This is a genomic window from Streptomyces sp. SKN60 (assembly GCF_026236535.1).
Lineage (GTDB): Bacteria > Actinomycetota > Actinomycetes > Streptomycetales > Streptomycetaceae > Streptomyces.
Genome location: NZ_JAHTMW010000004.1, coordinates 84,696 through 103,479, shown reverse-complemented (window position 1 = coordinate 103,479; position 18,784 = coordinate 84,696). Strand labels below are relative to the sequence as shown.

Sequence of the window (18,784 nt, the reverse complement as noted above, 5' to 3'; positions counted from 1 at the left end):
TCCCCGGCCGGCGGGGCGGCCTCGGCCTCCGGCCGCCCGGCGCGGGATCCGGACGCCCGGTCGGTGGCGCGCCGCGCGGCGGGGCCGCCACGGAGTGCGCCGCGGTCACGGCCCCCGTACCACCCCGTCCGTGCCGCCCGCCCAGTCACCGCCCGCGGCGGACCGCCCCCGTTTCCGACGCGTCGCCCGCCCCACCGGACCGCCGACAGGAGCCCCGCCGTCATGGCGCGAGCGTGCGCACGGGTTCGCGGTTTCGCGATTCGCCGGAACGATCACCCCGTACGGCGCACGGCGAGCGCCAGATAGCGCTCGTCCTCGTCCGTGTACGAGACCAGCTCCCAGCCCGAACGGGCAAGCAGCGGGCGCAGGTTGGGCTCTGCCCGCAGGTCGTCGTCGGTGATCTGCCGGCCGTGCCGGGCGGCGAGGGCCGCGCGCCCGATCGGGTGGAACAGCGCGAGCCGCCCGCCGGGCCGGACCACCCGGGCCAGTTCGCGCAGGTCCCGCTCGGGGTCGGCCAGGTGGGAGATCAGCCCCGCGCCGAACACGGCGTCGAGCCCGCCGTCGCGCAGCGGCAGCCGGGAGACGTCCGCGAGCAGCAGCGTGCCCGCCGCGTCCCGGCCCGCCTTCGCCGCCTCCGCGAGCATCTCGGGAGTCAGGTCCGCGCCCAGGACCGTGCCGCCGGGCCCGACCGCCTCGCGCAGGGGCGGCAGCGCGCGGCCGGTGCCGCAGCCGGCGTCGAGCACGGCGTCGCCGGGCCGCAGTCCGAGCTCCGCCACGGCGGCGGCGTAGGCCGGACCGTCGTCGGGGAACCTCGTGTCCCAGCGAGCGGCGCGCGCGCCGAAGAACTCGCGTACCTGTGTGGGGTCATCGCTCATGCGATCCATGATCCCTCAGGTGTGGGTCACCCACAGGGGTGAGTTCCTCGTATGGAGCGCCTCCGATATCGCCCGGGCGAGTGAACGAACTGCGCGCATGTTCGAGGTCGCGGCGATCGTTCGGGAACATCTCTGTGTCATATTCCATCAGCTTTCGAAATGCGCCCCCGGTGCGCCCCCGGATGCGCACTAGCGTCCCGGAGCCATGGGACACCTGGACCACGCCACCTACGGCTGGCTGACACCTGTGCTGTCGTACGCGATGGCCTGCACCGGCGCCGCCCTCGGACTGCGCTGCACCGTACGCGCCCTCGACACGACCGGCCGCTCGCGCCGCAACTGGCTGCTCACCGCCGCCTCCGCGATCGGCACCGGCATCTGGACGATGCACTTCGTCGCGATGCTCGGCTTCGGCGTCACCGGAACCGACATCCGCTACGACGTCCCCCTCACCCTGCTCAGCCTGCTCATCGCCATGGGCGTCACGGGCGTCGGGGTCTTCGCCGTCGGGTACGGCCGCGACCGGATCCGATCGCTCCTGATCGGCGGACTGACCACGGGCGTCGGCGTCGCGAGCATGCACTACATGGGCATGGCCGCCCTCAATCTGCACGGCCAGGTGCGCTACGACCCGCTGCTCGTCGCCCTCTCCGTCGTCATCGCCGTGGTCGCCGCCACCGCCGCCCTCTGGGCCGCCCTCAACATCCACGCCCCGGCGGCCGTGGCCCTCGCCTCCCTCGTCATGGGCGCCGCCGTCAGCAGCATGCACTACACCGGTATGTTCGCCGTCGACGTCACCGTCACCCCCTCCGCCGCACCCCTTCCCGGCGCTTCCGTCATGCAGTTCATCTTCCCGCTCGCCGTGGGCCTCGGCTCCTACCTCTTCATCACCTCCGCCTTCGTCGCCCTCTCCCCGACGGCGGGCGAACACGCCGCCTACGCCTCCGCCGAGCGCCTGACCGAACCCGACGAACGCGCCGTGGACGTCGCACCCCCGGGCTTCCGCCCGGATCCGGACACCCCGTCGCCCCGCCCGACCGCCCCCAGCCCGGCCTACGCCCATCCGTCGGGGCCTGTGCACAGCCCGACCGATCCCCACGATGCCAGGGCGCACTGACACCGCCTCCCCACGGCGTCCGGCACTCCGCTCCCGCTGCCGCACCCGACGGGCCGCCCGTCCCCACGGCCCGTCCCACAACCCAGTCATCCCTGCCAGCCCGCCCGATCCCCAGCACCAGCGGTCCCGCCGCCCCACCGGGGCCGTGAACGAAGGAACGAGGAGGCCATGCGAACTCCCCGCAGGACCCCGGCCCCCGGGGCCCCCGCCCAGCCGCCCACGGCGGCCCGCGGGCGCCGCGCGCACGCCGGGCCGCCCGCCGACGAGACGGCCCCCGGCGGACCCGCGGCCCCCGCCTCCGCAGGCCCGGCCGCCCCCGGCCCCGCCGGCCAGGCGGTCGCAGCGACCGCCCCCCTGCCCGTACCCGCACCCGCTCCCCCCACGGGGGCCACCGGGGCAGTCGCACCGACCCCGACACCGGCCTCCGCCCCGGCCCCCGCCCCGACCGCGCCGCGCCGCAGGGGCCGAGGTATCCGTCCCCGTACCGTCCGCGCGAAGATCGTGTCGCTGCTCATGGTGCCGGTCGTCTCGCTGCTCGCCCTGTGGGGCTTCGCCACCGTCTCCACCGCGCAGGACATCGCCCGCCTCCGTCACCTCCAGTCCGTGGACACCGAGGTCCGAGGGCCGGTCACCGTCGCGGTCACCGCCCTCCAGGACGAGCGACGCGCCGCCGTACGTCAGGCGGCCGCCCCCGGCGCCACCCGTGCCGCCGAACTCGACAACCGCGCCCGGGCCAGCGCCGCCGCCGTCGCCCGCCTCCGCCTCGACGAGCGGCACACCGTCGGCGACAGCGGCAGCCTCCCCGGCGACGTCGCGACCCGCGTCGCCTCCTTCGTCGGCCAGGCCGAGGCGCTCAGCGCACTCCGCACCGAGGCCGCCGAGGGCCGCGCCGACGCCGGCCGCCTCTACGACGCGTACACGGCGGCCATCACCACCGGCCTCGGCATCGGCGGAGCCCTCGCCGTGGCCGACGGCACCGACGCCGGCGCCGAGGCCCGGGTCCTGCTCGAACTCGCCCGCGCCGGCGAACAGCTGGCCCGGGAGGACACCCTCCTCGGCGCCGCTCACCTCACCGGGTCGCTGGACGCCGACCGGCTGCGCGCCTTCGGCGGCGCCGTCGAGGCCCGCCGCGCCCTGACCGAGTCCGCCACCGCCGACCTGCCCCCGGCCCAGCGCGCCGCCTGGCGCAACCTCACCGCCCAGCCGGACTACCGCCGGCTCCTGGCCGCCGAGGACCGGGTCCGCGCCGCCGTACCCGGGCGGCGCGCCGCCCAGGCCGTCACCTCGGGGGAGTGGGACACGGTCCACGCCTTCGTCCGCGAGGGCACCGCCGGCATCGAGCGGGCCGCGCACACGGACGCGGCCGCCCGCCACGATCCGCTCGCCGGCGGCGCGTTCAGCGCCGGCGGTGCCGCCGTACTCCTCGGCCTCGCCGCCGTCGCCGCCTCCCTCGTCATCTCCGTACGCATCGGCCGCGGCCTCGTCGTGGAGCTCATCAGCCTCCGCAACGGCGCTCTGGAGATCGCCCGCCGCAAACTTCCCGCCGCCATGCGCCGGCTGCGGGCCGGAGAGGAGATCGACGTCCGGGCCGAGGCCCCGCCAGGGCCCGCCCCGCAGGACGAGATCGGCCAGGTCGGCGAGGCCCTCACCACCGTCCACCGCGCGGCCCTCTCCGCCGCCGTCGAACGCGCCGAACTCGCCAGCGGCATCTCCGGGGTCTTCGTCAACCTCGCCCGGCGCAGCCAGGTCCTGGTGCATCGCCAGCTCAACCTGCTCGACAGCATGGAACGGCGGGCCGACGACCCGAACGAACTCGGCGACCTCTTCAAGCTCGACCACCTCACCACCCGCATGCGCCGCCACGCCGAGAGCCTGATCATCCTCTCCGGCGCCGCCCCCGGCCGCGCCTGGCGCCTGCCCGTACCCCTCACCAACGTCGTACGCGCCGCCGTCTCCGAAATCGAGGACTACGCGCGCGTGGAGATGCGCAGACTCCCCGAGACCGCCGTCGTCGGCGGCGCCGTCGCCGACCTCACCCACCTGCTCGCCGAACTCATCGAGAACGCCGCCCAGTTCTCCCCGCCCCACACCAAGGTGCGGATCAGCGGCGAACCCGTCGGCAACGGCTATGCCCTGGAGATCGAGGACCGCGGCCTCGGCATGGGCCGGGAATCCCTCGCCGAGGCCAACGCCCGGATCGATCGGTCCGAGGCGCTCGACCTCTTCGACAGCGACCGGCTCGGCCTGTTCGTGGTCAGCCGCCTCGCCTCCCGGCACGCCGTCAAGGTCCACCTCCGCACCTCTCCGTACGGCGGCACCACCGCCGTCGTCCTGCTCCCCACCGACCTGCTCCAGAACACGGCGCCGGAGGAGGAGTTCACCACTCCCGCGCCGCCCACGGTCCCGGCTCCGGCCTTCGCGCCGGCGGCGGCGCCGTCCGTGCCGGGGCCCCGCGCGCCGCAGGCGCCCGCCGCGAGCGCCGAGCCGGAGCGGCCCCCGGCCGCCGTCACCGCCCTGCACCACCGCGGCCGGAACCTCGCCCCGGCCCCGTCCCGTACGCCGTCCCCGTCCGTACCGCCGCGCCCCCAGCTCCCGGCCGGGCCCCCCACCACGGGCACTGTGTCCGCGTCCGGAGGGCCGGGCGAGGACCCGGGCGCCGACCTGCCCCGGCGCGTACGGCAGGCCAGCCTCGTACCGCAGCTTCGTGAGGCACCGCCCGCGGCGCCCGCCGGTCCCGGGACCGCTCCGGGCGGTGCCGGTGGCGCCGCCGGTGCGGGCAGCGGCGCCGACGAGCGGACACCGGAACAGGTCCGCGACCGCATGTCCGCGTACCGCGACGGCTGGCGCAGGGGCGGCGGCCCCGCCCCCGGCGCCGCCGTACCCCCGGTCCGACGCCCGCTCGGCCCTGGCCACGCCATGAGCACAGGCGACGGCACCAGCGCAGGCCACGGCACCGGCGCAGGCCACGGCACCAGCGCAGGCCACGGACCGAGTCCCGGCCCGGAAACCGATCCCGCCCAGGGGCAGGGCCAGGGCCAGGTCCACAGCCGGGGCCACGCCCCAGGCGAGCGCCCCGCATCCAGCGAACCCGGCAGCGAAGGAGACGACGAATGATCGACCACGAGAGGATTTCCCACCACCGCTCCGGCGAACTGGACTGGCTCCTGGACGACCTGGTCACCCGTGTCCGCGAGGTCCGCCACACCGTGGTCCTCTCCAGCGACGGCCTCGCCGTCGGCGCCTCCAGCGGACTCAGCCGCGAGGACGCCGAGCACCTGGCCGCCATCGCGTCCGGCTTCCACAGCCTCGCCAAGGGCGCCGGACGGCAGTTCCACACCGGCGGCGTGCGCCAGACCATGGTCGAGATGGACGACGGCTTCCTCTTCGTCGCCGCCGCCGGGGACGGCTCCTGCCTCGCCGTCCTCAGCGGGATCCACGCCGACATCGGCCTCATCGCCTACGAGATGGCCCGCCTGGTCAAACGCGTCGGCGAGCACCTCTACACCCCGCCCCGGCTCACGGTCACTCCGCCGGCCGCGGGCTGACCGCCCCGGGCCCCGCACACCGCGCGCCCGTGCCCAACGCGCGCGTGCCCCATGGCGCGCCGGACCCCCGGACCACGGAGACCCCATGAACAAGGACAGCGCCGGCGGCGGACCGCCCCTGCCGGGCAGTCAGTGGTACGACGCCGACGCCGGACCGCTGGTCCGGCCGTACGCCATGACCGGCGGCCGGACCAAGCCCGGACCGAGCAACGTACGGTTCGACCTCATCGCCCTGGTCGTCGTCGACGACGACCCGCCGGACGGGGCCGAAGAGGCCCTGCTCGGCCCCGAACACCGCGCCCTGCTCGCCCAGTGCCGGGCCGAGACCCAGTCCGTGGCCGAACTCGCCGCCGACGCCGACCTCCCCGTAGGGGTGGTCCGGGTCCTCCTGGGCGACCTCCTCGAAGCGGGCTTCGTGAAGGTCAGCAGACCCGTCCCGCCCGCACAGCTGCCCGACGAACGGATCCTGAGGGAAGTCATCGATGGCCTACGAGCGCTTTGAGAGCACCCGGGCGGGCGGCCCGGACACCACCGCCCTCGCCCTGAAGATCCTGGTCGCCGGCGGCTTCGGCGTCGGCAAGACCACCCTCGTCGGCGCGGTCAGCGAGATCCGCCCGCTGCGCACCGAGGAACGCCTCAGCCGGGTGGGGGAGGGCGTGGACGACACGGGAGGGGTCGACCAGAAGAGCACCACGACCGTGGCCATGGACTTCGGCCGCATCACCATCCGCGCCGGGCTCTCGCTCTATCTCTTCGGGACACCCGGCCAGGACCGCTTCTGGTTCCTCTGGGACGACCTGTCGCAGGGCGCGCTCGGCGCCGTCGTCCTCGCCGACACCCGCCGCCTGGAGGACTGCTTCCCCGCCGTGGACTACTTCGAGCACCGCGGCGTTCCCTTCGTCGTCGCCGTCAACTGCTTCGCGGGGGCGCGTACGTACGGCGCGCACGACGTCTCACGCGCCCTGGACCTGGACCGGGGCACCCCGGTGGTGCTGTGCGACGCCCGTGACCGGGACTCGGGCAAGGAGGTGCTGATCCGCCTCGTGGAGTACGCGGGCCGCATGCACACCGCCCGGCTGCTCGACTCGGTGGGCAGGGCGGATGCGGCGGATGCGGCGGACGCGACGGACGCGACGGGCTCGTCCCGCCCGGTGGGCTAGGCGGGTTGGGCGGGGCCCGGTGGCCTGTTGTGGTCTGCGGCGGCCGCCGGGCGGCACGCGAATGGCCACGGATGCTTGCCCTGCTCACGACAGTGCGTAAGGCTGACCGGAACGGAATACGGTCGGCCGGTACCCGCGTGACCGGCCGCGGACACGCGACCCCCGGGCCGCGGGCACCACGGGGAACCACGGGGCGACGGGGACGCACCACACATGGGGGAGGACCACGCATGGCGCTGGACAGAGGACTCGACTGGCTTCTGGACGACCTGACCCGACGGGTCGGCTCGATACGGCACGCCCTCGTACTGTCGAACGACGGCCTGGTGACAGGCGCGAGCAGTGGACTCGAGCGTGAGGACGCCGAGCATCTGGCCGCCGTCTCCTCGGGCCTGCACAGCCTGGCGCGCGGCTCGGGCCGCCACTTCAAGGCCGGCCGGCCACGGCAGACCATGGTCGAGTTCGACGAGGCCGTGCTTTTCGTGACGGCGGCGGGCGAGGGCAGCTGTCTCTGTGTCCTGAGCGCGGCGGAGGCCGACATCGGCCAGGTCGCCTACGAGATGACGCTGCTGGTGAACCGGGTCGGTGAGCACCTGGGCGTGGCGGCCCGGCAGCCGGGCGGCGCGGACGAGTCCTAGCCCCGGACGGTCCGTCCCGAAAGTTATCCACAGGGCAGGCGAACTGTCGTCACTGTGCGTTACGGTCATCACCGAAAGTGTTCGCAGGGCGCGACACGACACACGGGGGAGGGCCGCTCGTATGACCACGCACGAGACGACAGAGACCACGGAGCGGACGGAGTCGACGGAGACGACAGAAGCGACAGGTGTGGCGCGGCGGGAGGCGAGGGGCGCGGCGCCTGCGGGCGCCGTCGCCCCGGGGCGCGCCGCCGAGGAACTGGAGCTGAGGCGCGACGAGTTCCGGCTCGCCGTCGACCTCGGAATCGTCCGTACGGTGCCGGGCCCGGCGCCCGGCGCCCCGGACGCCGCCCCGGGGGAGAGAGCCCGCCGCCGCGTGCCCCGCGACGAGATCGAACGGCTCCGGGCCGCCCCGGACTTCCCCGACGGACTGCGTGAGCGGGTCCGAGCCGTCGGTACGGGAGAGGGTGCCGAACTCCTCTCGGTCACCCGCGATCGCTTCGCCCGCCTCGCGCGCACGGGCCACTTCAGCCCCGTCCGCTTCTACATCAACCGCTACCGGGCCGTCGTCTGGCTCTACCCGGCCGCCGAACTCGCCGAGTTCGCGCTCAACCACCCTCGGCTCCTGGCCGGCCGGCTGCCCCTGGACGTCCGCGCCCAGGCGGCCACCGACCACCTCGACTGGCGGCCCCGGAACTGGCGCGCCCGGCGCCTCGGCGTGCTGCTGCGGGCGAGCGACGACCCGTGGGTGCGCGCGGCCGCGATCGCCTCGCTCCTCGACCCGTCGCATGTGGCCGAGGTCGTCGACGACCCCTATGAACGGGCCCATCTGGAGCGGCTGCGGCCCGCGCCGCCGAGCTGGCGGCCGAACGCGCCGACGCCCCGGGAGATCGCCGACCGGCTGATGGTCGCCGACGACCCCGACGAGATCCTCTGGCACCGGATGAGCCTCGCGCTCGCCCTGGACGAGGCCCGCGCGGACCGCGAGGCCCCGCGTCCGGGCGCCTGGCCGCCCGTCCAGGCCCCGCCTCCTTCCCTGCGCCTGGCCCCGGCCCCGGGCTCGGATCCGGGCTCGGATCCGGCCCCGGGCTTGGACCCGGCCCCGGACTCGTGCTCGGGCCCGGATCCGGCCGTCCCGAGCCCGCTCCCCCTCCGGGGCCCGGCCCGGGACGTGGTCCTGCCGCCGGCCCTGAGCCCGGCCCCGCCTCCGGGCCCGGACACGGAGCCGGACCAGGCCTCGGCCTCGGCCCCGACTTCGGCTCCGACTCCGACTTCGGTCCCGGACCCGGGCGCCGGACTGGTCGGGGACGCGGCACCGTGGCCCGTTCCGGCTCCGGTGCCGCGGGCGCGGCATGTCGACCGGTGGCCGCCGCGTCCGGCGGCGGTCACGAGGCCGCCCGGCAGACGGGTTCGGCGGAGTCTGCTCGACCGGTGGCGCAGGCGGAAGGAGGCGGTGCGCGGGCCCGGGGCGTGAGGCGGGCGCCGGGGTGCGGGGTGTTGGGCGCGCGGGCACCATGGGCCCATGCTCCTGGCCCGCGTCGCGGAGGTGTCCGGGCAGGTCGCCGCCACGTCGGCGCGGTCCCGGAAGATCGCTCTGCTCGCCGGACTGTTCACGGAGGCAGAGCCGGAGGAGAGCCCGCTCGTCATCGCCTACCTGTCCGGCCGCCTCCCCCAGGGGCGGATCGGGGTCGGCTGGAGCGTGCTCAAGAACGTGCTGCCACCGGCCGTCCCGCCCGCCGGGCGGCCCGCGCTCACCCTGGCCCGTACCGACGCGACGATGACCGAGCTGGCAGCGGTCTCCGGATCCGGGGCGCAGGCCCGGCGACTCGGCCTGGTCCGTGAGCTGTTCGGCGCCGCGACGACGGAGGAGCAGGAGTTCCTGCTGCGGTTGCTGTCCGGCGAGGTCCGGCAGGGCGCGCTCGACGCGGTCGCGCTCGAAGGCGTCGCCCGGGCGGCCGAGGTGCCGCCCGGGGACCTGCGGCGGGCGGTCATGCTCGAGGGCTCGCTGCCGCCGGTCGCGCGCGCCGTGCTCGCCGAGGGGCCGGACGCACTGGAGGCGTTCACGCTGCGGGTCGGCAGGCCGGTGCAGCCGATGCTCGCGCTCACGGCGGGCAGCGTCACGGAGGCCGTCGAGGCGCTCGGCCCGTGTGCGGTGGAGGAGAAGCTCGACGGCATCCGCATTCAGGTGCACCGGTTCGGCGACGAGGTGCGGGTGTACACCCGTTCCCTCGACGACATCACCGGGCGGCTGCCCGAGGTGGTCGACACGGTCCGGGAGGCGGCGGGGGACCGGCTCGTTCTGGACGGGGAGGTGATCGCCCTCGACCCGGCGACCGGACGGCCGCTGCCGTTCCAGGACATCGCCTCCCGCGTCGGCTCCCGGGTCGATGTGACCACGGCGCGGGCCGCGCTGCCGCTGACGCCCGTGTTCTTCGACGTGCTCGCGGCGGACGGGACGGTGCTGCTCGACCGCCCGGGGCGCGAACGGCACGCCGTGCTCGCCCGTCTGCTGCCCGAGCACTTCCGGGTGCGCCGGAGGCCGGTCACCGACCCGGCGGACCCGGTCGCCGTCGAGGCGGCCGAGGACTTCTTCCGGGACACCCTGGCCCGTGGCCACGAGGGCGTTCTGGTGAAGGGCCTCGACGCCCCGTACGTCGCCGGCCGGAGGGGCCGCACCTGGCTGAAGGTGAAGCCGGTGCACACCCTCGACCTGGTGGTCCTCGCCGTCGAACGCGGGCACGGCCGCCGCACCGGGCTCCTGTCCAACCTGCACCTGGGCGCCCGCGCGGCGGACGGCACCTTCGTCATGCTGGGCAAGACGTTCAAGGGCCTCACCGACGAGATGCTCCGCTGGCAGACCGAGCGTCTCACCGAACTCGCCGTCTCCGACGACGGGTACACCGTCCGCGTCCGCCCCGAACTCGTCGTGGAGATCGCCTTCGACGGCCTCCAGCGCTCCACCCGCTATCCCGCCGGCGTCACCCTCCGCTTCGCCCGTGTGCTGCGCCACCGCCCGGACAAGCGAGCCGCCGAGGCGGACACGGTGGAGACGGTTCTCGCGGCGGGGTGACCTGCCAGGGGGAGTCAGCCGCCGGGACCGGACGTGTGGCGGTGGCGGACCCAGATCGGGAGCACGAACCAGCACAGGAGGTACCAGGCGAGGAGTCCGGCGACGAGCCAGGGGACGAAGGTGGCGCCGGTGGCCACACGGAGCACGAGGAGGAGCGCGGCGCACAGGGTGGCGAGGAGGAGCACCAGGCCCACGAGGGTGAGGCGGGAGGCCCAGCTGACCGCGCGGGGCTTGAGGCGGCGCCCGGCGACCATGCGGTGGAAGGAGACCGGGCCGATGAGGGCGCCGGTGGCGGCGGCGCTCAGCGAGACCGTCACGATGTAGATCGTCCGGTCGGTGTCCGACAGCTCCGGGAAACGCGGGGTGAAGACGACCGTGAGGAGGAAGCCGAAGAGGATCTGTACGCCCGTCTGGGCGACCCGGATCTCCTGCATCAGCTCGGTCCAGCGCCGGTCGGCGCGTTCGTCGGGGGTCTCGTGGCGGCCCCGGACCAGGCCGTCCCCGTCCGGCCCCGCGGGCTTCCCTGGCCCCTGGCTCGTACCGGACACGCCGCCTCCCGAGGACGCTCTTCTTCCACCGTGCGGACCTCGCGACCGGTCCGCCACCCGGGGCCCTCGCGGGCGGCCGTGCCACGAGGGATGCTGGAATCGGGCACACGAGGAGATGAGCGCCGTGTACGACTTGCACATCGACACCGATGTCACCGTGCAGCTGAGCGACTGCTGCCGGGAGGACGCCCAGGCCGTCTTCGACGTCCTCGACCGCACCTATCAGCTCGAGGACATCGTGACGCCAGGCCCGGAGGCGGCGACCTCGCCCGCCACCACCGTCTGGATGGCCACCTTCGACACGGCCGGCGGCCGCCACGAGGAAACGGCACCCGTGCCGCTGACCGGCATGGTCGGAGCGCTGCTCACCGGTGGGTACCACGCCGTCGACGAGGTCGAGCGGGTGCTCGCGCGCACCTTCGACATCCAGTCCCTCCAGTCCGTCTCCGGTGACCAGGAGACCGAGGCCCGCCTCCTCCTCGCGTCCCGCTGACGGGCGAGGACATCCCTCCATCGACCCTGGGCGTCGCGGACGGGCGCCGCCCGGGGCCGCCATGTGCACGCCACCGACCCCCGCCCCCTCCCCGGCTATACACCGTGTGTAGAGTCGTCGACGAGCCGCAGGGCCTCCGCCATGACCAGGCGGGGGCCCTTGCTCGCGAACCAATCTTTCGGGGAAAGCGGGTTGCACATGTTCCGAACCAAGCCGGGCCGACGACACCGGGGCGCCGCCCTCGCGCTGCTCGCCGCGGCGACACTCGTCGCCTCCCTCACCGGATGCTCGGCCGACACGGTCACGCCCGGCGAGGCGCGCGAGCAGGCGCCCACGGACGGCAAGGCCGGCACGGGCGGAAGGTTCGGAGCGGCGGCGCCCGACGCCGTCGACTGCGCCAAGGCCAAGTGCATCGCCCTCACCTTCGACGCGGGCCCGGGCGAGGACACCCCGAAACTGCTCGACATCCTCAAGGAGAAGCAGGTCCACGCGACCTTCTTCCTGCTCGGCCAGAAGCACGTCCTGCGCTATCCGCAGGTCGTCAAGCGCATCTCCGACGAGGGGCACGAGGTCGCCAACCACACCTGGACCCACCAGATCCTGACCGGCCTCGACGCCGCCGAGGTCCGCGACGAGCTGTCCCGCACCCAGGACGCGATAGCGAAGATCACGGGCAAGAAGCCGACCCTGATGCGCCCGCCGCAGGGCCGGACCGACGACACCGTCTCCGACGTGAGCCGCGAACTCGGCCTCTCCCAGGTGCTGTGGAGCATCACCGCCAAGGACTACTCCACCGAGGACACCGCCCTGATACGCCGGCGCGTCCTCGACCAGGCCCACGGCGACGGCATCATCCTGCTGCACGACATCTACGGCGGCACCGTCCCCGCCGTGCCCGGCATCATCGACGAGCTCAAGCGCCGCGGCTACACCTTCGTCACCGTGCCGCAGCTCATCGCCCCCGGAAAGCCCGAGCCCGGGACGGTCTACCGCCCCGAGAAGGACGACTGACCGAACGGGCAAAACGGGGTGAGCAGGCTCACACCCGACACCGGGCGCAAGGCGGAACATTGGGTGAAGGTTGACCGTTCATCCTTATGTGACGGCGAAGGGGCCCGGTCCCCTGGTCCCCCCTCAGCGGCGACCGCTCTTCACCACGTCACGGCAAACGGCCCCGGCTGGAACCCCCCGTCCAGCCGGGGCTCTGTCGTTCCTGCGTACGCGCCGCACGACCCGCGACCACCCTGTTGGCGGCGCGCGCCCCGGCGCGTTCGACCCCTTCGAGTGAGTCGCCGCAAAGCCCCGCATGGCCACCCCGGCACCGGGCATTGATCGCCACGACACGGCGGCGATCACACCGCCGGACACCACCGCCCAGGCCCGCCACCAGGGGGAACCATGCGCCTCGCGTCCCGCCGCGCGCCCCGCTCAGCGCACCGCCACGCACTCCTCACGGCCGCCGCCGCGCTCGTCCTCGCCGGCTGCGCCACCGTGCACCCGCACTCCGCCGCACCCGCCCCGCCCGTCGGCACGGCCGGGGCGCCCGCCTCCGCGCTCGCCACCCGCCAGGCCCAGGACCGGCTCCTCAAGGCCGCCGAGCAGCGGCTCGTCGCCGACTGCCTCGACGCCCAGGGCCTCACGCTGCCCCCTGCCCCGGTCTCTCAGGCCCGCGCCCCCGCGCCCGCCCCCGGCCCCGCGGCCGCCGACGCCGACACCCGGCTCCAGACCGCGCTCTTCGGCCGCGACCCCCGCGAGCTCTCCCTCACCCTGGCCACCGGACACACCGTCACCGCCAACAGCGACGGCTGCGTCGCCGCCGCCCGCGCCGCGCTGTACGGCGACCAGCACCGCTGGTTCCGCGCCCAGGTCACCGTCGACAACCTGCGCGCCGAGGCCCAGGCCCGGATGAAGGACGACCCCGCGCACCGCGCCGCGCTCGACCGCTGGACCCGCTGCGCCGCACCCTCCGGAGGACCGCGCGCCGGCCGCCCCGACCCCGCCGTCGCCGAACGCTGCACCCGCGAGAGCGGCCTCGCCGACGTCCGCGCCCGGCTCGAACCCGCCGAGCTCGCCACCGTACGCACCCTGCACCGCGACCAGGTCGCCACCTACGAGCAGCTGCGCGCCCGCGCACTGCGGCGGGCAGCCGAGCTGTCCGCGCACCCCACCGGGAAAACCGCGACATCCGAGAAGAAAGGCATCGACGCTTCATGAAGCGACTCCTCGGCCCCACCACCGCAGCCCTGCTCGCCCTCGCCGGCGGCCTCGCCCTGACGGCGCCCGCCACCGCCGCCGAATGCCCCTCCGGGGACTTCTGCGCCTGGCAGGACGCCGACTTCGGCGGCCAGCGCGCCAACTGGAGCGGCGACGACGGCTGGTGGGAGAGCTGGATCGCCGACACCGACTCGTCCTGGGCCAACCACGGCATCTCGGGACCCGGGATCAAGGACTACGTCCAGGTCTACGAGTCCGCCTGGCAGGGCGGCTCCATGACCATCTGTCTCGCCCCCGGCCAGGAGGTCGGCTACAACGGGGCTGCCAACGACCGCGGCGACTCCCACATCTGGGCCACCGGCTGCTGACACCCCGGCCCGTCCCCCCCCTGGCCACGGGGCGGAGGGACGGGCCGGCGCACGCCGTACGCCGGCCCGTCCCCGCGTCAGTCCCGGCGCGCCGCGCCCGGATGCCGGAGCGTCGAGGAGAGCAGCAGGCCAGCGCCGCGGACCGTGCTGGTCGCCGGGTCGTTGGCCAGCCGCAGCCGGACACCGAGCTGCAGCGCCAGCCGGCTCGTCAGATCCATCCGCAGGGCGCCGCCGCCCGCGACCAGGATCCCGCGGCGCAGCGCGCCCCGTACCGCCCCGGTGCGATCGCGGCGCCAGAGGTCCATGACCATGTCGGCGGCCGTGTGGACCACCGCGGCCGTCGCCGAGCCCGGTTCCGGCAGATCGTCGAGGCCGAGCTCGGCGAGCCGCGCGTCCTGCACCATGCCGTCGACCAACAGGGTGACCTCGGTCAGCTCCGCGCCCAGGTCGACCACGAGCAGCGGACCGCCGCCGCTGGGACCGGCGTACGCGGCGGCCGCCCGCGCGCTGTCGACGGAGACCACCCGGGCGGGCCCGAGTTCGGCCACCATCCGCCGGGCCGCCGCCCGCTGTTCGGGCCCGGCCAGGACCGGATGACACAGCATCACGACGGTGCCGGCCCGGTCGTCGCCGAACGCCGAGTCGGCCACCTCGCGCAGCAGCCGCTGGTGCGGGGTGGCGTCCGTGACCCGGCCGCGCCGGACCGGGCCGCTCGGCACGTCCGCGAGGACGCCCGCGCCCGGAGCCCACACCCGGGTGCGGGAGCTGCCGATGTCGACGGCGAGCCCGCGGACCCTGCCCGCCGGCTTCCGCAGCGCCTCGTACGCCGTGGTCATCCGCTCACTCCCGCCACTGATCATGAGGTGAATTCGCGGCTTCACTATGCAATATCCGGGCGGATTGCGCCATGGAGCCCAGGATCCGCAGGCAAGGCCGAAGCCCGGCACCCCTACGGGCGCCGGGCGGGAGGGGGTGGCGGTCAGGCCGCCGCACCGAGCCACAGGTCGGGGCCGAAGACCTCGTAGTGCACGTCCGCCGCGGCGACACCGCGGCCGAGCAGGTCGCCGCGCACCGCGCGCATGAAGGGCAGCGGGCCGCACAGATAGGCGGTCACGCCCTCCGGCAGGTCGAGCGCGGTGACGTCGGCGCGGCCGAGGCGGGCGTCCGCGGCGCCCGGCTCCTCGTACCAGAGGTGCAGCGAGCCCTGCGGCAGCGCGTCGACCAGACGGCGCAGCTCCTCGCGGTGGGCGTGGCCGGCGGGGGAGCGGTCGGCGTGGACGACGGTGACCGGGCGGGTCGAACCGGTCGCGACGAGGTGGTCCAGCATCGCCAGCATGGGGGTGGAGCCGATGCCCGCCGAGGCGAGCAGCAGCGGGCCGTCGCCCTCGGGAAGCACCAGGTCGCCGAAGGGCTCGGACACCGCGACCCGGTCGCCGACGGTGCCATGGGCGTGCAGCCAGGAGGAGACCTCGCCGGCCGGGTCCCCGTCCACGCGCTTGACGGTGATCCGCCAGTCGGGGCGGCCCGGGGCGGTGGACAGGCTGTACTGGCGGATCTGCCGGGCGCCGTCGGGCAGCGTGACCTGGACGCTCATGTACTGGCCGGGCCGGAAGTCCGCGGTGGGCCGGCCGTCGGGGTGGCGCAGCGTGAAGGAGACGGTGTCGGCGGTCTCCTCGTCCCGTCCGGCGATCTCCATCGGGTGCCAGACCTCGCCCTCGGCGACCCCGCGCCCCTCGTAGAGCCGGGCCTCCAGCGCGATCAGGGCGTTGGCCATCAGCCAGTACACCTCGTCCCAGGCCTGGGCGACCTCCGGCGTCACGGCGTCGCCGAGGACGGCGACGATCGCGGCGAAGAGATGCTCGTGGACGATCTTGTACTGCTCCGAAGTGACGCCCAGCGAGGCGTGCTTGTGGGCGATGCGCGAGAGCATCACGTCGGGGCGGCTGTCCGGGTGCTCGAGCAGGGCGCCCGCGAAGGCGGCTATGGAGCCGGCCAGCGCCTTGCGCTGGTCTCCGGTGGCCTGGTTCCCGCGGTTGAACAGATCGCGCAGCAGCTCGGGGTGGGCGGCGAACATGCCCGCGTAGAAGCGCTCGGTGATCTCGTCGAGAGCCCCGCCGACGGCGGGAAGGGTGGCGCGGACGACCGGTACGGACTGCTCGGACAGCATGGGGGCTCCTAAACTGGTAGATGATCTACGTATTTAAAGGCGAGAGGAAACCGCCCGGGGGAGGGCGGGAGTCTGAGGGAGGGAAGGCGGGGCGGGAGTCCGGTGGGTCAGTCGCCCGGTGGGCGGGTCGAGAGCGTGAGGAGCACCGGCCCGGTGGGCGACTCCACGAGATCGGCGACGGTGAGCGGATCGAGCGTGCGGTAGAACGCCTCCTGCGCCTGGCGCAGCACGCCGCGCAGCCGGCAGGCCGTCCGCAGCGGGCACGGCGTGTCGCCCTCGCAGGCGACGACCTCCTCGTCCCCCTCCAGGGTCCGGGTCAGCCAGCCCACCGAGGACTGCCGCCCGAGCTCCGTGAGCGCCAGCCCGCCGCCACGGCCCCGGCGCGCCTCGATCACGCCGAGGTGCTGGAGTCGGGTGACCACCTTCGCCATGTGCGCGTACGGAACGGCCATCGAGTCCGCGACCTCCCGGGTGGTGGGGGTCTCGTCCTGATCGGTGACCGCCAGGCGCATCACGGCACGCAGCGCCAGGTCGGTGAATCTCGTCAACCGCACGATCCGACCGTATCAAAGGCGTATTTCAGATTCGTATTCAGGGGTGAGTGATGCGGACCGCATTCCCGGTCAGCTGTGCCAGCGGCGCCACTGCCGCCGGGCCCACCATCCGCCGACGCCCACCGAGCCGACGATGAGGACGATGCCGAGCACCGGCCAGTGGCTGCCCGCGATCCGCGCGTCCGCGATCAGCACTCCGAGCACCCCCACCACCGGCACGAGCAGAGACAGGGCGGCCCGCGTGAGCGCGAGGACCATCGCCGCGTCCAGCCGTGTGCTGCGGCGCGGGATCGGCTTTCCCGCGTAGAAGACCGTGGCCCGGTCGAGCAGCTGGAGGGTGTTGCGCCGATAGGTGTACGCCAGATAGGGCAGCCACACCAGCGGCGCCACCAGGCCCACCAGGAACACGGCCCCCGTCAGCGTGTACTGCCCGAACCGGACGAACCAGCGCGCGCCGTCCGTGGACGGCGTCAGCACCCCGAGCAGCTTGGCCATGCGCATGCTCAGGCCCCACTGCGCCGGGATCCGCCCCCGCCGCGTTTCGACCCCGTCCTCCCCCTCCTCCTGCTTCTCCTCCGTCGCCGCGTCGGTGGTGAGCGCGGCCCGGGCGGTGTCCGTGCCGGCGTACACCCCCTGGAGGACGAGGAATTCGGCGGCCCGCTCGGGATCCGCCGGGTCCCGGCCGGTGAGCGCCGCCAGTTGGAGGACGGTGCGCGCCTGTGACAGCAACGCCGCGCAGAACGCGAACGGCACGAGCAACAGGAACGGCCCGCCGACGAACGCGCCCTCGGTGTACGCCGACCGGGTGCCGCGCCGCACGAGCCGGGCGTGCAGCTCGTCCGGCGTCGCCTCCGGAAGACCGGCCCGCAGCTGCCGCACCGTCCGGTCCGCTCCCGGACCGAGACGGCGCGGCGCGAAAGCGGCGAGCACCTCCGGCAGACGGCCCGGCGTGGCCACCGCCTCGCGCAGCAGTGACCGGACCAGCCGGGCCGACGCGTCCTCCCGCTCGCCCTCCCGCCGGGTCAGGACAGGACCTTGGCCTTCGCCTGCTGGAACTCCTCGTCCGTGATGGCGCCCCTGTCCTTCAGTTCGGCGAGCCGCGCGAGTTCGTCCACGCCGCTGCCCTTGCCGCCGGCCGGCGCCGTCCCCGCCGTCTTGCGGATGTAGTCCTGGAAGGCCGCCTCGGTGTCCTTCGCCTGCTTGAGGTCCCGCTGGGTCATGCTCTTGCCGCGCGCGATGACGTACACCAGCACGCCGAGGAAGGGCAGCAGGATGCAGAAGATCAGCCAGCCCGCCTTGCCCCAGCCGCTCATCTCGTGGTCACGGAAGATGTCGGTGACGATCTTGAAGAGCAGGAACAGCCACATGATCCAGAGGAAGAACCAGAGCATGGTCCAGAAGACGTTGAGCAGGGGGTAGCCGTCCATGCCGAAACTCCGTTTCCGGCCAGGCCGTGGAGGCCTCGCGCAGCAGCGAGTCTCGCCGAACCCCAGGGACCCCGCATGTCGTGATGTGCTGCGGGTGCGGCCCCGCGGGCCCCGTGTTCGGATGGGACGGCGTCTTCCGTCTCTCAGGCCTGACGGGCACGCAGCGCCGCGAGCGCCTTGTCCGCGTGCGCGGACATCCGCAGCTCGCTGCGCACCACTTCGAGCACCCGGCGGTCCTGGTCGATGACGAAGGTGACCCGCTTCGTCGGCGCGAGCGTGAAGCCCCGCTTCACCCCGAACCGTTCGCGGATCTCGCCCGAGGGGTCGGACAGCAGCGGATAGCCGAGCGAGTGCCGCTCGGCGAACTCCTGCTGCCGTTCCACCTCGTCCGTGCTGATGCCGACCGGCCGCGCCCCCACCGCGTGGAACTCGCCCGCGAGGTCCCGGAAGTGGCAGGCCTCGGCGGTGCAGCCGGGCGTGAGCGCCGCCGGGTAGAAGAAGAGCACGACGGGACCGTCGGCCAGCAGGCCGGAGAGGGAGCGGGACCGCCCCGTTTCGTCCGGAAGGGTGAAGTCCTCGACCAAGTCACCGACGTTCATGGAAGCGGA

The 18,784-nt window shown here is 74.5% G+C and carries 20 protein-coding genes; 12 read left to right on the top strand and 8 right to left on the bottom strand.

The window, feature by feature from the left end; translation table 11 throughout:
- Positions 1-272 precede the first annotated feature (272 nt).
- Positions 273-875, bottom strand: a complete 603-nt coding sequence (locus tag KV205_RS08300) for a class I SAM-dependent methyltransferase (protein ID WP_265863435.1) — start codon at positions 873-875, stop codon at positions 273-275.
- Positions 876-1,080: 205 nt separating this feature from the next.
- Between KV205_RS08300 and KV205_RS08295 the strand changes: the two genes are divergently transcribed.
- The 8 genes from KV205_RS08295 (at position 1,081) to KV205_RS08260 (ending at position 10,405) form a co-directional block, all read left to right on the top strand.
- Positions 1,081-1,992 (top strand): MHYT domain-containing protein, encoded by a 912-nt coding sequence (locus KV205_RS08295; RefSeq protein ID WP_265863434.1) that lies wholly within the window; start codon positions 1,081-1,083, stop codon positions 1,990-1,992.
- Positions 1,993-2,160: 168 nt separating this feature from the next.
- The gene (locus KV205_RS08290) at positions 2,161-5,106 is read left to right on the top strand and encodes a nitrate- and nitrite sensing domain-containing protein (protein WP_265863433.1); all 2,946 of its coding nucleotides are present in this window, start codon (positions 2,161-2,163) and stop codon (positions 5,104-5,106) included.
- Positions 5,103-5,537 carry a roadblock/LC7 domain-containing protein gene (locus tag KV205_RS08285; RefSeq protein WP_265863432.1) on the top strand — a complete coding sequence of 145 codons (435 nt, stop codon included), beginning with the start codon at positions 5,103-5,105 and terminating at the stop codon, positions 5,535-5,537. The genes KV205_RS08290 and KV205_RS08285 overlap by 4 nt, the downstream gene beginning before the upstream one ends.
- Before the next feature lie 85 nt (positions 5,538-5,622).
- The gene (locus KV205_RS08280) at positions 5,623-6,039 is read left to right on the top strand and encodes a DUF742 domain-containing protein (RefSeq protein ID WP_265863431.1); all 417 of its coding nucleotides are present in this window, start codon (positions 5,623-5,625) and stop codon (positions 6,037-6,039) included.
- Positions 6,020-6,697, top strand: a complete 678-nt coding sequence (locus KV205_RS08275) for an ATP/GTP-binding protein (RefSeq protein ID WP_265863430.1) — start codon at positions 6,020-6,022, stop codon at positions 6,695-6,697. Before KV205_RS08280 ends, KV205_RS08275 begins: the two co-directional genes overlap by 20 nt.
- A 230-nt stretch (positions 6,698-6,927) precedes the next feature.
- Positions 6,928-7,335 carry a roadblock/LC7 domain-containing protein gene (locus tag KV205_RS08270; RefSeq protein WP_265863429.1) on the top strand — a complete coding sequence of 136 codons (408 nt, stop codon included), beginning with the start codon at positions 6,928-6,930 and terminating at the stop codon, positions 7,333-7,335.
- A 121-nt stretch (positions 7,336-7,456) separates the two neighbouring features.
- Positions 7,457-8,809, top strand: coding sequence for a DUF6397 family protein (locus tag KV205_RS08265; RefSeq protein WP_265863428.1), 1,353 nt, complete (start codon positions 7,457-7,459; stop codon positions 8,807-8,809).
- 48 nt (positions 8,810-8,857) lie between these two features.
- Positions 8,858-10,405: an ATP-dependent DNA ligase gene (locus tag KV205_RS08260; protein ID WP_265863427.1), complete on the top strand. Its 1,548-nt coding sequence runs from the start codon at positions 8,858-8,860 to the stop codon at positions 10,403-10,405.
- Between the two features lie 14 nt (positions 10,406-10,419).
- On the opposite strand, the gene KV205_RS08255 is transcribed toward KV205_RS08260, so the two are convergent.
- The gene (locus KV205_RS08255; RefSeq protein ID WP_265863426.1) at positions 10,420-10,953 is read right to left on the bottom strand and encodes a DUF6328 family protein; all 534 of its coding nucleotides are present in this window, start codon (positions 10,951-10,953) and stop codon (positions 10,420-10,422) included.
- 115 nt (positions 10,954-11,068) lie between these two features.
- Between KV205_RS08255 and KV205_RS08250 the strand changes: the two genes are divergently transcribed.
- The 4 genes from KV205_RS08250 (at position 11,069) to KV205_RS08235 (ending at position 14,028) form a co-directional block, all read left to right on the top strand.
- Positions 11,069-11,446 carry a hypothetical protein gene (locus KV205_RS08250; protein WP_265863425.1) on the top strand — a complete coding sequence of 126 codons (378 nt, stop codon included), beginning with the start codon at positions 11,069-11,071 and terminating at the stop codon, positions 11,444-11,446.
- Between the two features lie 198 nt (positions 11,447-11,644).
- Positions 11,645-12,457: a polysaccharide deacetylase family protein gene (locus tag KV205_RS08245; protein WP_265863424.1), complete on the top strand. Its 813-nt coding sequence runs from the start codon at positions 11,645-11,647 to the stop codon at positions 12,455-12,457.
- 387 nt (positions 12,458-12,844) lie between these two features.
- Positions 12,845-13,660 carry a hypothetical protein gene (locus KV205_RS08240; protein ID WP_265863423.1) on the top strand — a complete coding sequence of 272 codons (816 nt, stop codon included), beginning with the start codon at positions 12,845-12,847 and terminating at the stop codon, positions 13,658-13,660.
- A complete protein-coding gene (locus KV205_RS08235; protein ID WP_265863422.1) occupies positions 13,657-14,028 on the top strand; it encodes a peptidase inhibitor family I36 protein in 372 nt (123 codons plus the stop codon). The genes KV205_RS08240 and KV205_RS08235 overlap by 4 nt, the downstream gene beginning before the upstream one ends.
- Positions 14,029-14,105: 77 nt before the next feature.
- Here KV205_RS08235 and KV205_RS08230 read toward each other — a convergent pair whose 3' ends face one another.
- From KV205_RS08230 to KV205_RS08205, 6 genes are all read right to left on the bottom strand, one after another.
- Positions 14,106-14,864, bottom strand: a complete 759-nt coding sequence (locus KV205_RS08230) for a rod shape-determining protein (protein ID WP_265863421.1) — start codon at positions 14,862-14,864, stop codon at positions 14,106-14,108.
- 143 nt (positions 14,865-15,007) lie between these two features.
- Positions 15,008-16,195: a globin domain-containing protein gene (locus KV205_RS08225; RefSeq protein WP_265863420.1), complete on the bottom strand. Its 1,188-nt coding sequence runs from the start codon at positions 16,193-16,195 to the stop codon at positions 15,008-15,010.
- A gap of 107 nt (positions 16,196-16,302) precedes the next feature.
- Positions 16,303-16,749 (bottom strand): Rrf2 family transcriptional regulator, encoded by a 447-nt coding sequence (locus KV205_RS08220; RefSeq protein WP_265863419.1) that lies wholly within the window; start codon positions 16,747-16,749, stop codon positions 16,303-16,305.
- A 69-nt stretch (positions 16,750-16,818) separates the two neighbouring features.
- Positions 16,819-17,628, bottom strand: coding sequence for a hypothetical protein (locus tag KV205_RS08215; protein ID WP_265863418.1), 810 nt, complete (start codon positions 17,626-17,628; stop codon positions 16,819-16,821).
- A gap of 143 nt (positions 17,629-17,771) precedes the next feature.
- A complete protein-coding gene (locus KV205_RS08210) occupies positions 17,772-18,176 on the bottom strand; it encodes an SHOCT domain-containing protein (RefSeq protein WP_265863417.1) in 405 nt (134 codons plus the stop codon).
- Between the two features lie 143 nt (positions 18,177-18,319).
- Positions 18,320-18,775 (bottom strand): peroxiredoxin, encoded by a 456-nt coding sequence (locus tag KV205_RS08205; RefSeq protein ID WP_265863416.1) that lies wholly within the window; start codon positions 18,773-18,775, stop codon positions 18,320-18,322.
- Positions 18,776-18,784 lie beyond the last annotated feature (9 nt).

Coding starts and splice junctions, on each gene's coding strand:
- KV205_RS08230 (WP_265863421.1), bottom strand. CDS start 14,864: ATGACCACGGCGTACGAGGCGCTGCGGAAGCCGGCGGGCAGGGTCCGC.
- KV205_RS08250 (WP_265863425.1), top strand. CDS start 11,069: ATGAGCGCCGTGTACGACTTGCACATCGACACCGATGTCACCGTGCAG.
- KV205_RS08205 (WP_265863416.1), bottom strand. CDS start 18,775: ATGAACGTCGGTGACTTGGTCGAGGACTTCACCCTTCCGGACGAAACG.
- KV205_RS08275 (WP_265863430.1), top strand. CDS start 6,020: ATGGCCTACGAGCGCTTTGAGAGCACCCGGGCGGGCGGCCCGGACACC.
- KV205_RS08265 (WP_265863428.1), top strand. CDS start 7,457: ATGACCACGCACGAGACGACAGAGACCACGGAGCGGACGGAGTCGACG.
- KV205_RS08245 (WP_265863424.1), top strand. CDS start 11,645: ATGTTCCGAACCAAGCCGGGCCGACGACACCGGGGCGCCGCCCTCGCG.
- KV205_RS08285 (WP_265863432.1), top strand. CDS start 5,103: ATGATCGACCACGAGAGGATTTCCCACCACCGCTCCGGCGAACTGGAC.
- KV205_RS08300 (WP_265863435.1), bottom strand. CDS start 875: ATGAGCGATGACCCCACACAGGTACGCGAGTTCTTCGGCGCGCGCGCC.
- KV205_RS08260 (WP_265863427.1), top strand. CDS start 8,858: ATGCTCCTGGCCCGCGTCGCGGAGGTGTCCGGGCAGGTCGCCGCCACG.
- KV205_RS08280 (WP_265863431.1), top strand. CDS start 5,623: ATGAACAAGGACAGCGCCGGCGGCGGACCGCCCCTGCCGGGCAGTCAG.
- KV205_RS08270 (WP_265863429.1), top strand. CDS start 6,928: ATGGCGCTGGACAGAGGACTCGACTGGCTTCTGGACGACCTGACCCGA.
- KV205_RS08225 (WP_265863420.1), bottom strand. CDS start 16,195: ATGCTGTCCGAGCAGTCCGTACCGGTCGTCCGCGCCACCCTTCCCGCC.
- KV205_RS08290 (WP_265863433.1), top strand. CDS start 2,161: ATGCGAACTCCCCGCAGGACCCCGGCCCCCGGGGCCCCCGCCCAGCCG.
- KV205_RS08295 (WP_265863434.1), top strand. CDS start 1,081: ATGGGACACCTGGACCACGCCACCTACGGCTGGCTGACACCTGTGCTG.
- KV205_RS08210 (WP_265863417.1), bottom strand. CDS start 18,176: ATGGACGGCTACCCCCTGCTCAACGTCTTCTGGACCATGCTCTGGTTC.
- KV205_RS08235 (WP_265863422.1), top strand. CDS start 13,657: ATGAAGCGACTCCTCGGCCCCACCACCGCAGCCCTGCTCGCCCTCGCC.
- KV205_RS08240 (WP_265863423.1), top strand. CDS start 12,845: ATGCGCCTCGCGTCCCGCCGCGCGCCCCGCTCAGCGCACCGCCACGCA.